Genomic DNA, 15205 nt, shown 5'->3' with positions numbered 1-15205 from the left:
GCTGCGCGGTCCGGGCCTTCTGCCGGCGGAGGATACGAGATTCGAACTCGTGAGGGGTTGCCCCCAACACGCTTTCCAATTCTCCCGAACGCCGTCCGCCGGGGTTCACACCTGTCCTGAACTGCAGCTGGGCCAACCGCTGGGCGGCGGCTGAACCCTGCTGGACGGGGGTGAATGAGACCAGAAATGGGACCAGGGGACCTCCGGCGCCCATCGGTGCGGGAGACCGGTGAGTACCAAGGAGCCGATCCCTGGTTGGTCGTTCTCCTGCATGATCGAGCCACTGCCGCCACCATGGACGGATCACCACAGGAGGCTCAGATGGCCATCACGCTGCCCAAAGGCGCGAACGCCCCCCTGCCCGGCGCCCATTGCCTGGTCACCGTCGCGGCTTCGGGTGTGCCGTTCGACGTCTCCGCCGTGCTGCTCGGGTCCGACGGCAAGGTCCGCGGCGACCACGACCTGGTGTTCTACAACCACCGGTCGCAGGACGGCGTGACGGTGACCGGGCGCACCGTCACGGCGGACCTCCGACACGTCCCCGCCTCGGTGGAGCGCATCGCCGTTGTGACGAGCATCGACGTCGGCCACCCCGCTGCCCGGTTCGACGCCGGGGGCACCCCGCGCGCCGACGTCGAGTGCGGGTCCACGCGGCTCAAGTTCGCTCCGCCGCCGATGGACGGCGGGGAGACCGTGGCGGTCCTCGTCGAGCTGTACCGGCGCCAGGGCGAGTGGAAGGTCCGGGCGGTCGGACAGGGCTGGGCCAGCGGGCTGGCGGGCTTGGCGGCGGACTTCGGCATCGTCGTTGACGACCCCGCCCCCGCCCCTGCTTCGCCCCCGCCCGTGCCGCTCGGCAAGGTCACCCTCGTCAAGGGCGGCCAGGCCACGATCAACATGCGCAAGGACGATCCGTCCCCCGTCGTCACCGCCAGCCTGGAATGGAACGGCGGCAGCGCGAACCGCCGCCGGGCCGGTGCCGACCTCGACCTCTACGCCCTCCACGTGCCCCGCAGCCTCGTCACCCCCAAGGGCCCCAGGCCGAACAGGTCCGAGGAGGTCGTGTACTACCGGCAACTCGGCTCCCCCTCCGCACCCCCGTACATCGCCCTCGACGGTGACGCCCGCACACCCGGGCGCGAAACCGTCACCATCCGCCGACCCGACCTCCAGGGCTACGTCCTGATCTGCGCCTACAGCGCGGTCGAGAACGGCACCGGCTCCTTCAAGTCCTACGGAGCCAGGGCTGTCGTCACGGACGGCCGCGGGTCCACTGTCACCGTCCCGCTGTTCAACAACCGCAACCTGTCCTACTGGGTCGCTATCGCCCTCATCGACTTCACCGCTCCCGGCGGCATCGAGATCCGCCACGTCGAGAAGTACAGCGGCAACCACCAGGAAGCCCGCCCGATGCTGTACTCCAACGGCAACTTCCGCATGAGCACCGGCCCGGTCGAGTTCAAGACCAAGTGAGGGAAGCGCCCGCCCACTCCAGCTGACACGGCGCCCGGAGGCGGAAAACGACGAAGGCCCGGGCCGCGTGATGCGGTCCGGGCCTTCTGCCGGCGGAGGATACGAGATTCGAACTCGTGAGGGGTTGCCCCCAACACGCTTTCCAAATGTTCGTTCGGCTGTCCGGGTGCGGCCGCAGATGTCCTGACCTGCGGCGGAGTGGCTTGGTGACTTTGCTCTGAACGGCGCTGGACGGGGGTGAATGCAACCAGAACTGCAACCAGGCCATAGCCCTCGACCGCGCTTGCGGCGGCCACCTACCAAAGTGGCATGTCGAGATTGCCGACGCGTCCGATTCGGGCCTGCGGGCTATCCAGGATTCGTCGTCGGTTGTGCGGGCCCTGCCCCACTACGCGAACGGCTCGCCCGTCCGTTGGCCGGCCCGGAAGGACGTCGAGGTCGGGCGACGGTTGCCGGGGTTGGGCGGTTCGTCTCGGAGGTGGCCGGAGCCGAAGGGGCCGGCCGGGCGGGTGCAGCCGACGCGGTGGCAACCAGGTCGTTGAGAGCTGCGTTGACAACCGGCCAGCACATGTCGACCGTGTCGCGGTTGGGCCCATGTCCGTTTCGTCGTTCCGCCGTTGGATGCACCAGGTTGCGGTAATGCCGCACGAGTTCCGAAGCGAGCTTCGCGTCGTGCTCGATCCAGCCGTTGTCGTGTGCGAGATCGACGAGTTCCTTCAGGCCCATGTCCTCCGGTCGCTTTCTCAACGTCCGAGTAACTGCGCGCACCTGGGCGACGTGCACGAGAACCCCTTCCAGGAGACTGCCCAGCATGATCACGGCTGCCGTGTACGCACCGTGCTCGTAACACGTGTGCGCCTCGTCGAGCCTGGTCTGGACTGCTGCTGCCAACGCCGGGTCGCTGATTACTTGCGAGACGGAGACCTGCAGTTCGACCCTGGGCATCCGCACCGACTCGCTGGCGCCGGCCTCGACCGGTACGAGGATCGGCTGTCCCTCCGCGTAGCCGATTCGACATCCTTCCAGGGCCAGAACCTCGTCGAGCCGGGCGACAGTGGCCTTGTACTCGCGCGGCTGGCCAACGTACTCACGCTGGTCGGCGAGTCGCAGCACTGCCTTCAGGGCATCGCCCTCGCCTTCCTCCTGACGTTCGCGAAGCAGGTCGAGCGTCCACTGGTGTCGCGACGTGCCATCGGGATCGGGGACGTCCTCCCACTTCGCGCGCCGCAGGAACTCAGCGATCTCGTAGCCCTTGCGGTACAGCAGTGGTGAATCGTCGCCACAAATCAAATAGGCGATCTCGATGAGGACGCTCTCGTCGAACGACTGGCTCATGTCAGGTCTCCTTGGGCGTCATCAGCGGACAGATCTTCGGCATCGGTCGTTTCGTCATCAACGTTTGCGTCCTGCGCCTCGTCGGACAAGGTGACTGGGTTCCAGGTGTTCGCCCCGTCAGAGGCAAACTGTTCGAATTCGGCCGCGCCCGGCCGGATATCGAGCGCTGTGAGCTTGCGCCACAGGGGGGCGAGAGCCTGGTCGGGCGCCAGCGCGAACTCGCTGCTGCGCACTCGCCAGAACGTCCAACCCGCACGCCGCAGGTCTCGCTCACGCTCGTAGTCCTCTTGGCGCTTCTTGCTGCTGGCGTGGTGAGGGCTGCCGTCACACTCCACGGCCAGCCGCGCGTTCTCCCCGACCACGACCAGGTCGATGAACTTACCGGCGACCTCCCACTGCGGAAGGACGTGGTACCCGCGCCGCCTGATCTCCAAGAAGACCCTCTGCTCAAACAGGGAGTCGAACGGGGCGCGCCTCTCATCGGGAGTGACCGTCGCCAAGGTCGGCGGTGCGGGGTGCAGGGCCGGCGGGTTCTGCATGTAGGTGAGCAGGGAGTGCCGCAGATCCTTGCTACTCAGCTGATCTGGGGTCACGGAGGTGAAGAGCCACATCTGATCACGACCCCGGCTCGCCGCGACGTTGAAGCGCCTGCCGTCGTTCAAGCCGGTTAGCGCCTGGACGTGGTCACCGTCCACCACCATGGAGAGCAGGATCACGTCCCGCTCGTCCCCCTGGAACTGTTCGGCGGTCCCGACTCGGATGTTGTGCCGCTCACTTGCCTCAGGACCGATCTCCGCGTCGATCAGGTCCTCCAGCAACCGCGTCTGCGCACCGGACCGCAGGACGATGACGCCGATACTCCGCCCCGCGTAGGCAGGGGCGCTGATCAGCTCCTGCAGCTTGCCGACCAGGCGTTCCGCCTCAGGCCGGTTGACGAGGCGCTCACGCGTCCCCTCGCAGTAGCCCTCGCGCACATGGACAACTTCCAGGGGCCTCAGCCGGTCGGCACCGTACTGGCGCAGGGGGACCAACTCGTTGTCCGGGTAGAACTGCCGCGAGGACCATTTGATGATCTCCGGCATGCAACGGAAGTGCTCGGTCAACCGGATGACTTCGGGGAAGCGAGCGGACAGCAACTCGTAGAGGTTCGATTTCGGGTTGAAGCCGTCCCGCTGCCAGTCGGTGAAGCTGGCCAGCCGTTCATCGACCTTCTGGTTGATCTTGTCGTGCTTGTTGCCGGTGTAGAATGGTGCGCACTGCTTGTCATCGCCAACGACGATCACCCGGGGCGCCAACCACAGCAACAGCAGGCCAGACAAGCCGACCTGGCTGGCCTCATCTACGATGACGACGTCGAACGCGTCGGGTTTCGGATCCAGCATCTCGACCACCTGACGCAGTGGCATGACCCACGCGGGCACCGCTCCCCGCGCGTCACGCATCGCGGACCGGGCCGCGGCCAGATGCCGCTTCCCCTGCGCCGTGGCACCCCGTCCGGCATGCGACATCGCAGTGGCGTAGGCGCTCAGCGCCTGCTTCTGCCTGGTGGTCATCCGACTGAGGCAGTGCAGCAGCGCCCGGTCCGCAGCGAGCTGTTCCTTGACACTCTTGAGCTGCGCCTCGACCTCTGCGAGCTCGCGCTCGAGCTGCGGCTCTCGCCCCGGAGACAGCATGCGGTCCATGAAGCGCTTCGCCAACTGCCAGGACCACGCCCGGTCAAGCGCGGCGAACCGGCCTTGCCACTGCCGGTCCGTGGGCGACGCGGCGAACGCGCGCCCGAGTTCGGGCAGTTCCTCCTGCAACTGTGTGAGCAACTCGTACGCCTGCCTGCGGTCGGCTTCCCGCAGGTAGGCAGCACCCACGGCGTCGATCGCGCCGGCATACGCGGTTGCGTCACGGTTCGACGCCGCGCGGTGGACCTCGGCCAACTCGGGTACATCGGCGCCGCTCGGGTTGGGAAGCGACTCGATCAGGGAAGCCAGTTCACGCTCCGCCAGCCTGGCCGACAGCACCAGCCGCGCGCGCCCGGCCGTCTGGCGTACCTCATTCCACTGCTCTGGGGACCGCACCATGAGCCCCTTCACCCCAGCCTGCACCAGAGCGTCGTGCACGGCCCGCGCCGCCCCGGTGAACGAGTCCACCGCCTGCAACAGCGTGTAGCGGTCCAACAACTCGGACAGCACTGCCTCGGAGTCGCCCTCGACCTTTGGAGCGGGGAACGCCTTCCACCGCTCTTGGAGTTGCCGAGCGCACTCCCGCAGTTCGAGGTGCACGACCACGGCCTCTACTTCTTCGGCTGTTTGCGGGACACGGCCGTTGACCCGGCAGTTCTCCAGCAGAGGACGAGCCTGCTTGTGGAAGGGCTTCTTCAGCGCCCATCTGCGTGGCTGGCCGTTCGTCTTCAGATATTGCGCGAACTCGCGGGCAGCCGCCCGCTGGTGCGGCTCTTCGGTCTGCGACACCTGCGGCAGCACGACCTCCATCAGAGGCATGCCGAGCAGTCGGTCCCGTACCTCCGTGGCGCGGGCGGAGTGGCGGCGCACCCCTTCCCACAGCTGCTGACGCTTGTCAGTCATGCCGTCGACCAGTGCGGTGGTCTGCCAGTGGTCCTGCGACCACGTCGCCGGATCGGCCGGCAGACCCTCCTGCTGGAGCGCTCGCTCAGCGGTGTCGAGGAGCCTGATGACGGTGTCGATCAGTTCCTCTCCTCGGTCCGCCATCGTCAGCGCCGCTTCCGAGGGCGCGCTGCCTGACACCTCCAGAGCGGCCTGCAGACTTCGCACGAGTTCCTCGAACCGAGCCGGAGCAGGCATGGATTCGGGGGCAGGACACAGGAAGGCACGCGAAGTGAGCACCTCGAACCCGTGACGCTCCACAAGCCCGAGGAGTCGCTGGGCTTCTTCGGCCGTGATCGGCGGACGAGCAGACGCGGCTGCTGGCAGCTCGGGAAGCCACTCGTAGGACGCCGCCCGCCCGGAGACCAGTTCGACGATCTCTGCGAGCCGTCCGGAGTACCCCGGCGCCACTGCGGACTCGGGGTGCTCAACCCACTCGGCCTCCCGCAGATCACGCAGGTCCTCGCGCAGTTCGGCCTGCAGTTTCTCCAGGTCCGACCGGTCCTGTTGGTGCCCCTCGATGCGTTCGGCGAGCTGATCGGTTGTCACTGAGGCACTGAGATGGGACAGGGACCGGACGGACTGCCCGAGTTCGTCACCGCCTTCGTACCTGAAGTCGCCTTGCAGGACGCAGAGTTGGCGCAGCTTCTGCGGGATCTTGTCGCGCAGGACCTTCAGTGCCTGTGCCTTCTCGCTGGTCACCAGGACCCGCTTGCCGTCGGCCAGAAGCGCCGAGATCAGGTTGGCGATGGTGTGGGTCTTGCCGGTTCCGGGCGGTCCTTGGACCACGACACCAGTGTCCTTCTGTAACCGGCTCAGCACTTCGCGCTGTGCTCGGTTGACCGGGAGCGGGAACAGCGGATCTGGTCCGAGCGCGGGCTCGAAACCTCCCGCCCCTCCAGCCGCCCAGCTCGTTCGGTCCTCAGGCTCGATCTGGAACAGCAACTGTGTGAGCCCGAGCGGGCTCACGGCGCCCGGTTGAGCCAAGCGGCGGGCGATGCCGTCGTAGAACGTGACCAGCGCCCCCTGGCCACGCTCGCGCAGAACGATCGCCGGCGTGAACGAGACGCTGGGTTCGGCCGGGGAAGTCTCGTTCGGGCGGTTCCAGGAATCGTCGAAGCGGGCCGCGTGCTCCATGCCGAAAGCCCGCTCGCACCAAGAACGCAGCACCTCCAGGGCGTCCGTGGATAGAGGGTGGAAGGTGTCTTCCTCGACCCGGGACCGCAGCGCGTTCAGCAACTGCGCGGTGTAGCCGTGGGTCTCGTCCAGAAAGTCCCCGTCCTCCAGTCTCGGGCTGTCACCGTCCGACAGTGAGACGGTGATGTGAACCGTCGCCGGGTCCACAGCCAGCACCAAGGGGACCGTCAGAACATGCCTGTGCACCCGCTCTCTCTTGCTCCCACGGTCCAAGGTCAACAGTCCGGTACTCAGGACTGCCTCGAAGACCTCTCCCTCCCGCTGGATCTGGGTCGCCATGCGGTAGAGGCGGCGGTGGAGCTGCCGGTACGGCTCTTCCGTCTGCTCGCGCTGCGCCCAGCGCCTCCACTCGGGAAGCCAGCGGCTGTAGGCGTTCAGCACGTCCAGGGCGTCTTCCCTGGCGATCTCGTCGATCTCGTAGGTGTTGCCGTCCTCGTCCTCCGCATAGCCGCGGCCGGGTCCGACCTCAGCCAGAAGCGGGTCCCCGGTTGTCGTGGAGGCCACGTCCTGTGGCTCGATCCAGCCTTGCAGCACGTCGGGAACCGTCGGCGCGGGCCGTACCGGATAGTGCTTGACCTTGAACAGCACCCCGCTGGCTGCCAGTTTCGCGGGAACGAGCTCGTCGGGGCATTCGGCAAGCCAGAGCACCTGCTTGTATTTCGAACAGTCGCGCACCGGCTTGTAGGAACTGCGCACGAACTCCCGTAGGAACTCGACCAGGTCACGCGTGTGCCTGACAACCTGCGGATCATCCGCGCGCAGCACTGGCTGCTTCAAGGCTTACCCCTCCAACTGTCGCCTGTAGAAAGCCTTTCAGGATTCGTGGAAGCCAGTCGCAGGGCAAACGTCACAAGTTGTCAGCAGATGGATCTAGCCATGATCGCCATGGTGGATCCATCAGGTCACGGGCCGTCCGAACCTTTAGTAGCCTCCTGACTACGCCCAGGCGCTCGGGGAAGCGTCGGCCAGTTCAAGCACCGATCTGCTGGTTTGAGCAGTATCCGAGTCATCCTTGTTGTCTGAATATCGCCCGAGGAGGACTCCTACCGCCGGAAAGCACACGGCATCACAACGTTCGACTCGAAATCCATGAGACATAACAGTTGCCTGCTGTCGCACCGATGCCTGCCCTGCTCGGCTAGCCTGTATCAGGTGACAGAAGCGATCGACGACGGCTCGCACAGCTCGCGCTACAGCGAGATCGACGAGGACCTGGTGGTTCTTCGGAGAGTCCTTCGGGCTCGGTGAGATCCAGGCGTGCCGCTTTCTGCCCAACGGCTTGATGGACGGGAACTGGCGGCTGGAGACGGCCGAGGGTGCGTTCGCGCTGAAGCAGATCACGGATGTGCCGCTGCCGCTGGCCCGCCGGAACGTGGCGGTCCTGTCCGAGCTGGCGGATGCCGGAGTCCCGGTCGGGCGACCCGCTGGCGAGACCGTGGCAGAGGTCGCGGGCCGCGGTCACTGCCTGATTCCGTGGTTAGAGGGCGACCACCGGCCCGGGACCGATCTCTCGTTGGACCAGGCGGGAGACCTCGGTGTCCTGCTCGGCCAGATCCACCGGGGCCTGAACGACGAACGGACTGCCTGCCTGTTGCCGCCGGAGCGGAGCCAGTGGTAGCCCCGATGACCACCCCAGTCGTAGCTCACGCCGAGGCGGACCGCGAGGACGTGCAGGAGGTGTTCGCGGCTATGCCGCGACCAGCGTGCGGACCAGCACGGCGGCGAGGGCCTCGGTGACCTGCTCCATGTAGTCCGGGGCCAGGACCTGCGGCACCTTCAGAACGATCATCTGCCGCATCGCTCACCCACACCGCAGCCAACGCGAAGGCGATTACGGACGCCGCGCCCGCGCCGAGTGCGGCCCTCGCCTGTATCGACAACCGCCCCAGATTCGCATCACGCCTTGAATACTGAGACCAGACGCTGGCCTACGACGGCTGTCCTACGGCTAGGTCAGACTCTTTCGGCGGACGCGCAGCGAATATGTGGTGTGCCCTTGTCGAGTGCTCCGGCCCCAGCCGCCCGACGTGGCGACGTCCCATCCCCGTTGGTCTCGCATCTGCCCGGCGAAGGCCTTCAAATCTTCGATGGTGCAGTCGCAGTCCAGCTCAAGTTCGATGCCGATGTAGCTGGCGTTGGGCTTCGCCTCGTAGGGCGAGACCTTCCAGCGGACCAGGTGCTCGTGGGCGACCAGGCCCGTGCGGTCTTGGTCGTGGACGATGCCGTGAGCACGAGCGTACTCATCCAGATCGTCGACGACGAACAGGTGGCTGCTCCACTGGCCCGGCCACACCGCGAAGAGTCGAGACTTACCGCTCAGCGCCCGCTCGTATGTGCCGGAGTCGGTGCCGTGGGAGACGGTGCCGTCATCGGACACTTCGATGTAGCAAGTCGTCGGACTGGTGTAGGGGAAGTCTCTGCCCGCGGCCGCGGCGCTTCTGGGCTGCATGTGTCCGTCCTCCTGACACGCCTAGCTTGGGGTCAAGACCCCATGTGCGGTGATCGTTGACCTTGGGGCCGCAGCGTCTGGTACCTGCACCAGGATCGCGCTCCGCAAGGCTACGTCCCCCAGCTCTCCGGCATGCGCTGTTCTCCACTTCTGGCCGTCACGACCAAGTGCCGACCAACGTCGGCTCGGGCCGGAGCTTGATCCCGGTTGCGATCTCGACCTGCGCCGAGAGTTGGGTAAGGGCCTGGACGAAGCCCGTTGCGGTCGCTCCGTTGTGGGCGGTGAGGGTGAGGGTGCGGCGTTTCGAGCAGCGAATGCCGTCTGCGATCTCGTAGGCGGGGCGGTAGCCGGTGTGCTCCAGCAGCCAGCCGGCGCTGGCCCGCAGCTGCCCGTCGCTGTCGGTGTGGACCGGACAGCCGGCAGCCGACCAGCGGGCGGCCTGGGTGGTGGTGACGGGCGGGTTGAGGAAGACCGATCCGGCCTGGCGGGCGGCGGGGCCGTGGGGGTCGAGGAGGAGTCCGCGGCGGTGGCGGTTGGCGAGGACGGCTGCCGTCACCTCGGCGACGGGAGGGCGGGCGCCGAGGGAGGCGCCGAGTTCGTCGGCGAGCGGCTGGTAGGCGATGGGGGCGGCCGGTGAGCGGGTGAGGTGGAACGTGGCGGTGAGGATGGTCCAGCGGCCGGGGTCGTTCTTGAAGCGGCTGTCGCGGTGGCGGAGGCGGCATGCCTGGGCGGGCAGGGTCCGCAGTCGGCCCATGTCCCAGTCCCAGGCGGTGAGGTGGTCGAGGACGTCGGAGACCTGCTGGCCGTAGGCTCCGGCGTTCTGGACGGGGGCGGCGCCGACCGTGCCGGGTATGCCGGCCAGGCACTCGATCCCGGCGAGGTGTTCGGTTGCGGCCCACTGGACGAGGTCGGCGAGCGGGTGGCCGGCCTGGACGGTCGCGGCCATCGTGTCGTCGTCCACCCGCTTCACGGTGATGCCCCGGGTGTTCATCACGGCGACGGTGCCCTCGTGGCCGGTGTCGGAGGCGATGACGTTGCTGCCGTGGCCGAGGGTGAGGGGTGCCTCTTCCTGCCGGTCGCCGATCGTATGGACCAGTTCGAACCAGTCGTCGGGGTCGGCGACCTGCAGGACGTCGCTGACCGGGCCGCCGAGCCGCAGGGTGGTCAGGGCCGCGAGCGTGGGACGGGGCACGGGGGCCTCCTAGGGTTCGTCGGTGATCGCCTTGAGGGCGAGGGTCCGCAGAGGGGCGAGGCGGGTGCGGTTGTCCTGGTGGTGGTAGACGGCGTTGGTGCAGATGGCCAGGTAGCGGCCGGTAGCCGGGGCGAGGTAGAGGCTGGTTCCGGTGAAGCCGTGGTGGTAGGCGACCCTGCCGTCGTCGGCGAGGATCCAGGCCAGGCCACGGTCGAGGCCCGGCTCGACCGTGGCCTGCGGCTGCATGCTGTGGGCGAGCCAGCGGCCCAGGGTCGCGTCGGTCGCGTGGGCGGCCAGCAGGTGTGTGGCGAAGGTGGCGAGGTCGGCCGGGGTGGTGAACACCCCGGCATGGCCGGCGACTCCGCCGAGCAGGGCGGCGTTGTCGTCGTGCGGCATCCCCCACAGTCGAGGCCCGCCGGTCAACCGCTGCTCGGTCGGGGCGACCTGAGCGGAGCGGGGCACCGGTCCGTAGGTCGTGCTGGTCATGCCGAGGTGCTGCCAGAGCTCGGCCGCCAGCTCGTCCAGGCGCTGGCAGCGGTAGTGGGCCAGGGCCAGGCCGAGGAGGATAAAGCCGCGGTTGATGTAGCGGTGGCCGGCGCCGGGCTCGGCGATCAGGTCTTCGCCGCAGATCAGTTCGGCCACCAGTTCGGTGCGGTTGCGGTACTGGTCGAGGCGGGTGTCGGCCCGCAGGCCGGAGGTGTGGGCCAGGATCTGGCGGACCGTCACCTGGCCTCCGGGCGCCTCGGTCGGGATGCCGGTCAGCAGTTCGCGGATCGTGGTGTCCAGGGTGAAGCCGTCCATGAGGGAGGTGCCGACCAGCGGCCAGGTGGCGAGGACCTTGGTCAGCGAGGCCACGTCGTACACCGTGTCCGGCCCCGGCCGGGCGTCGCCGCACTCGGGGGCGACGACGCCGGAGGCCAGGTAGCCGGCCTCGGTGTCGAAGGTGCCGTGGGCGATGACTCCGCCGGGCACGGTGCCGTCAGCGGTCATCAGGTCCAGGCACTCGCGCAGGTCGGCGAGCGCGTTCGGCTTCCACGGCACGGTGTTGGTCACGGCTACTCCTGGTCGATCGTCAGGTCGGCACCGAGCGCGGCCAACTTCGGCAGCAGGCTGCCGTATCCGCGCCGCAGGTGATACATCCCTCGGATCGTAGAGGTGCCCTCGGCGGCCAGGGCGGCGATCACGAGAGCGGTCACCGCCCGGATGTCCTCCCCAGCCACGTCGGCGCCGGTGAGGGCGGACCGGCCCCGGACGGTGATCACCGAGCCGGTCGCGTTGACCGCGGCGCCGAACGCGGCCAGGGCCGGCAGGTGGGTGTCGCGCTGGGTGTAGATCCGCTCGTCGATGCGGGAGGTGCCCTCGGCTTGGGTGAGAAAAGCGGTCAGCTGGGGCTGCACATCGGTCGGGAAGCCCGGGTGCGGGCCGGTGGCCATCTGTACCGGCCGCGGCCCGGCCGGGGTGCTGACCGCCGTTCCGCCGTCCAGCGGGTCGAGCTGGATTCCGGCGTCGGCGAACACAGACACCAGCCCGTCCGGGAACGCGGCCGGCGGGAAGCCGTCCAGGTGGACGGTGCCGCTGGTGATGGCGGCGGCCAGCGCGAGGGTGGCGGCCTCAAGCCGGTCCGGCGGCACGGTGAACACCCCGCCCCGGATGCGGTCGGTGCCGGTGACGTTCAGGGCCTTCCTGCCGCGCCACTCGATGCCGACGCCGGCCTGCGAGAGCAGGGCGGCGGTGTGGGTGACCTCGGGCTCCACACTGGGGTTGAGGATCGCGGAGGTGCCCGGGGTACGGGCGGCCAGCAGCATCGCGGTGACTGTCGCGCCCAGGCTCGGCCCCCACGAGCGGGTCTCGGCGTCGGTGGTGAACGGCAGCCGCTTGCCGGTGAAGCGGGCCCGCACCCGGCCCCGGTTCACCTCGACCTCGGCTCCGGCTGCCTCCATCGCGGCCAGGTGCCGGTCGATGTAGCGGGCGCAGAAGGCGTCCCCGCCGGGGGTGGGGAAGGTGACCTTGCCGCAGCGGGCCAGCAGGGCGCCGCCCATTACCGCGGTGGTGCGGATGCGCCGTCCGAGGTCGTCCGGGATGACGGGGAAGTAGGAGTCGGCCGGGCGGGTGGCGAACTCGTCGCCGGTCACGGCGGCGTGGGTGCCGGTGCGGTGCAGGATGTCGGCGACGACCAGGGTGTCCAGGATCCCGGGCGCACCGGCCAGGGTGAGCGGGTCGTCGGCGAGGATCGCGGCGGCGTACAGGTGCAGGGCGATGTTCTTGCTGCCCTGGATGGTGGCGGTGCCGGTCAGGCAGCGGCCCCCAGTGATCCGTACGGCCCGTTGGTCGGTCGTCGGGGTGGTGTCGGTGGTGGGCATGGTCACCTTCCCTGGCTTCCGGCCGGGAAGAAGCCCCCGACCTGGGTCTTCGGGTAGAGCAGGGTGTGCGCGCCGATCAGGGTGGCGGGCTGGAGCACGGTGCCAGCGGGAACGATCACGCCGTCGCCGACTACCGCGCCGAACTTCGTCTGGCCGGTGGCGATGCGCCGGCCGTCGAGGTGGGCGTAGACCTCTTCGGTGGCCGGTTCGGTGACCGGTCCGGAGGTGACCCGCAGGCCGGTGGTGGAGACGAACGCGCCGATGTTGACGCCGAGGCCGAGCACGGAGTCTCCGACGAAGCTGGTGTGCTTCATGAAGACGCCACCGGTCAGCAGCGAGCGGGTGACCTCGGCGCCGAAGCCGATGCGGCAGCCGGGGCCGACGACGGTGTTGTCGCGGACCCGGGCGCCGGCCTCGATCACCGCGCCGGGGCAGACCAGCACCGGACCGGTGACGAACGCGCCTTCGGCGATGACGGCCCCGGGTGCCACGATCACGTGGCCGCGAACGCTGGCGCCGGGCTCGATGATCCCGGTCGCCTCCGGCAGCGAGACATCCAGGTTGCCGGCCAGCAGGTCGGTGATGGCCTTCTTGAGGCCGAACACGGTCGGGCAGCAGTTCAGCAGGTGCAGCACGACCGGGTCGGTGACGTGCTCGGTGTCGAAGTAGTACGCGGGCGTGGTGCGGTAGTCGATGCGCTCCAACTCAGTGTGCAGCGCGGGCGCGTCGGTCAGCCGGTGCATGGATGGATCTCCTCTCGGGCGAGCGAGCGGAAGAAGAAGGTGGAGCCGTCACGACGGCCTCCGGGTGCCTCAGGAGGCAGGCAGGTCGGGCGCGGTCGCCGCAATCTGAGGGCTGGCCTCGGCCGGCTGGTTATGAACAGCCAGGCCAAGCAAGGCGAGCATAGGCAGGTGCAAGGCGGCCCAGGATGCGGTGAGGAATGCGTCGAGCCGGTCACGATCCGCCGGGGTGGCGTGCCGCCGGTTGTCGGGCGGCGGGGAGGTGCTGGGCGTTGGCATGGGAGGGCCTTCGGCAGCAGGGGGAGGAGTGGACGTTCCCCAGTGAACTGCCGGGCGGAGGGCTGGATCCGTAGCCGGACTACGGCCCGTAGTCCGGCTACGGGTCAGACGATCTGAACGCCCGCTCGGGCGGCGAAGTCCCGGACGCCGGGCAGCTTGCGGTCGTGCCGGAGCAGAGGGGTGACGAGGTCACGGACGGCACCCCGGCGGATTTCCTGTGGGGCCGCCTCCTCGGCGGCCAGCAGAGCCCGGTAGCACTGTTCGGGCTTGTTCCACTGGTCGAACGCACGGGCCACATCGGTGAAGAAGCGGGCTTGCCGCTCGGCGGTCGGCAGCGCGGTGGGGTCGATCGTGGAGGCCAGCTCAATCGCCCGGCCAGCGTCGCCGAGCTCGTAATGCACCGACAACTCGTGCAGGGCGACGCCCTGGATGCCGTCGACCAGGCCGGAGGCCCGGCCGGCGGCTGCGGCGCTGTCGGCAGCCTCACGGATCAGCGAGTGCGCGTAGGCGCGGTCGCCGGTCTTCGCGGCGGTGTAGGCCGCAGTGGCGTACAGGTCGCCGCGGGCGGCCAGGCGGGCGGACTCGGACACCGTGGTGTCGGCCAGGAGGTCTTCGGCGGCGACCACCACGATGTCGGTTGCTCGGGCCAGGCTGCCCTGGCGGCGCCATGCGCTGGAGACCATCCGCTGTGCCTCGGCGACCACCAGCGGGTCGCCACCGGACCGGGCGGCGGTGAGCGCGCGGTCGGCGGTGATGGCCACCAGGTTGTTGTCACCGATCTTGATGCACAGTCGAACTGCGAGATTGTAGAGCCGGGCGACGTTACGAGCCCGGTCCTCGGTGCTGCCGACCATTTGGGCGGCAGCGATCCGGCTCGGCAGAGCCTCAGCGAGCGCGTCGTACTTGGCTGCCTTGAACTCGCGACGAGACGTCAGGAGAGATGCAGCGACGGTCTCATGGGTTGGCTCGCTGCGGGGCACCGGAACCCGCCCTGTCCCGTAGAGCAGCAGGTCCTCCAGGCCGGCCAGCGGTGAGGCTGCCTCGGCGTGCGCGGCCTGCTGGCCGACGACCGGGGTGAACAGGGCGGCAGCCGCCAGGGTCAGGAACGGGCGGCGTCGCACATCGTCCTCCTCGGCAGCGGAACTGCTCGTCAGCGTAGCCGAGGTGGACTTGCGGGGGCGGGACCTCGGCCGGTCTGCGGCCGGTTGCGGTAAGGCCATCAGCTCGTTGAGCTCGCAGCTCAGTACCTCCGCGAGGCGCCGGAGCAGTGTCAGGTCTTTCACCTGCTGCAAGTCCCGTTCGACCAGCGACATCCAGACCTCGCTGCGGTCGAGCTCAGCGGCGAGGCGGAGCTGGGTCCACTCCATCTCGGCGCGACGGAGCGCGATGAACTTGCCGAACGTGATACCGCTGCCCCTCACGCTGGCCCCCGATACCGTGTCGAAGCCACTACGGATCGCTACCGTACCGATGGTCGGGGCCATGGTGTAGGGCTTTCGGTATCGAGCCAGCACGTCGCAGACCGGCTTGGGTCGGGCTGCGTTGCTGGTCCCTGAGGGTCATCCGCG

10 protein-coding genes are annotated in these 15205 nt (G+C 68.6%); 2 read left to right on the top strand and 8 right to left on the bottom strand.

Annotation, left to right across the window (positions count from 1 at the left end):
* Window positions 1-321 precede the first annotated feature (321 nt).
* Window positions 322-1470, top strand: a complete 1149-nt coding sequence (locus ACIO5D_RS32450; protein WP_400799580.1) for a TerD family protein — start codon at window positions 322-324, stop codon at window positions 1468-1470.
* Window positions 1471-1818: 348 nt separating this feature from the next.
* Here the strand turns inward: ACIO5D_RS32450 and ACIO5D_RS32445 are convergent, their stop codons facing one another.
* Both ACIO5D_RS32445 and ACIO5D_RS32440 read right to left on the bottom strand, forming a co-directional pair.
* Complete coding sequence (locus tag ACIO5D_RS32445; RefSeq protein WP_400799577.1) at window positions 1819-2805, bottom strand: hypothetical protein; 987 nt, start codon at window positions 2803-2805, stop codon at window positions 1819-1821.
* Window positions 2802-7394 carry an AAA domain-containing protein gene (locus ACIO5D_RS32440; RefSeq protein WP_400799576.1) on the bottom strand — a complete coding sequence of 1531 codons (4593 nt, stop codon included), beginning with the start codon at window positions 7392-7394 and terminating at the stop codon, window positions 2802-2804. The genes ACIO5D_RS32445 and ACIO5D_RS32440 overlap by 4 nt, the downstream gene beginning before the upstream one ends.
* A gap of 472 nt (window positions 7395-7866) precedes the next feature.
* On the opposite strand from ACIO5D_RS32440, the gene ACIO5D_RS32435 reads away from it, so the two are divergent.
* Window positions 7867-8235: a phosphotransferase gene (locus ACIO5D_RS32435; protein ID WP_400799652.1), complete on the top strand. Its 369-nt coding sequence runs from the start codon at window positions 7867-7869 to the stop codon at window positions 8233-8235.
* Between the two features lie 330 nt (window positions 8236-8565).
* On the opposite strand, the gene ACIO5D_RS32430 is transcribed toward ACIO5D_RS32435, so the two are convergent.
* From ACIO5D_RS32430 to ACIO5D_RS32405, 6 genes are all read right to left on the bottom strand, one after another.
* Entirely contained in the window at window positions 8566-9066 is a 501-nt protein-coding gene (locus ACIO5D_RS32430; protein ID WP_400799573.1) for a hypothetical protein, read from the bottom strand.
* A 157-nt stretch (window positions 9067-9223) separates the two neighbouring features.
* Window positions 9224-10258: a UDP-N-acetylmuramate dehydrogenase gene (locus ACIO5D_RS32425; RefSeq protein WP_400799571.1), complete on the bottom strand. Its 1035-nt coding sequence runs from the start codon at window positions 10256-10258 to the stop codon at window positions 9224-9226.
* A 9-nt stretch (window positions 10259-10267) separates the two neighbouring features.
* On the bottom strand, window positions 10268-11311 hold the full coding sequence (locus tag ACIO5D_RS32420; RefSeq protein WP_400799568.1) for a serine hydrolase domain-containing protein: 1044 nt from the start codon (window positions 11309-11311) through the stop codon (window positions 10268-10270).
* 2 nt (window positions 11312-11313) lie between these two features.
* Window positions 11314-12618 (bottom strand): UDP-N-acetylglucosamine 1-carboxyvinyltransferase, encoded by a 1305-nt coding sequence (locus ACIO5D_RS32415; protein WP_400799565.1) that lies wholly within the window; start codon window positions 12616-12618, stop codon window positions 11314-11316.
* Window positions 12619-12620: 2 nt separating this feature from the next.
* Entirely contained in the window at window positions 12621-13361 is a 741-nt protein-coding gene (locus ACIO5D_RS32410; protein ID WP_400799563.1) for a hypothetical protein, read from the bottom strand.
* A 380-nt stretch (window positions 13362-13741) separates the two neighbouring features.
* Complete coding sequence (locus ACIO5D_RS32405) at window positions 13742-15121, bottom strand: helix-turn-helix domain-containing protein (protein ID WP_400799560.1); 1380 nt, start codon at window positions 15119-15121, stop codon at window positions 13742-13744.
* Window positions 15122-15205 lie beyond the last annotated feature (84 nt).

This window comes from Kitasatospora sp. NPDC087315, from assembly GCF_044744345.1.
Taxonomy (GTDB): Bacteria; Actinomycetota; Actinomycetes; order Streptomycetales; family Streptomycetaceae; genus Kitasatospora.
Note: the sequence above shows the minus strand (reverse complement) of the source record. Positions and strands in the feature narration are given on the sequence as shown.

Bases quoted from the DNA above. Each gene is read 5' to 3' on its own strand.
- ACIO5D_RS32415 (WP_400799565.1), bottom strand. From the start codon at position 12,618: ATGCCCACCACCGACACCACCCCGACGACCGACCAACGGGCCGTACGG.
- ACIO5D_RS32405 (WP_400799560.1), bottom strand. From the start codon at position 15,121: ATGGCCCCGACCATCGGTACGGTAGCGATCCGTAGTGGCTTCGACACG.
- ACIO5D_RS32450 (WP_400799580.1), top strand. From the start codon at position 322: ATGGCCATCACGCTGCCCAAAGGCGCGAACGCCCCCCTGCCCGGCGCC.
- ACIO5D_RS32410 (WP_400799563.1), bottom strand. From the start codon at position 13,361: ATGCACCGGCTGACCGACGCGCCCGCGCTGCACACTGAGTTGGAGCGC.
- ACIO5D_RS32445 (WP_400799577.1), bottom strand. From the start codon at position 2,805: ATGAGCCAGTCGTTCGACGAGAGCGTCCTCATCGAGATCGCCTATTTG.
- ACIO5D_RS32430 (WP_400799573.1), bottom strand. From the start codon at position 9,066: ATGCAGCCCAGAAGCGCCGCGGCCGCGGGCAGAGACTTCCCCTACACC.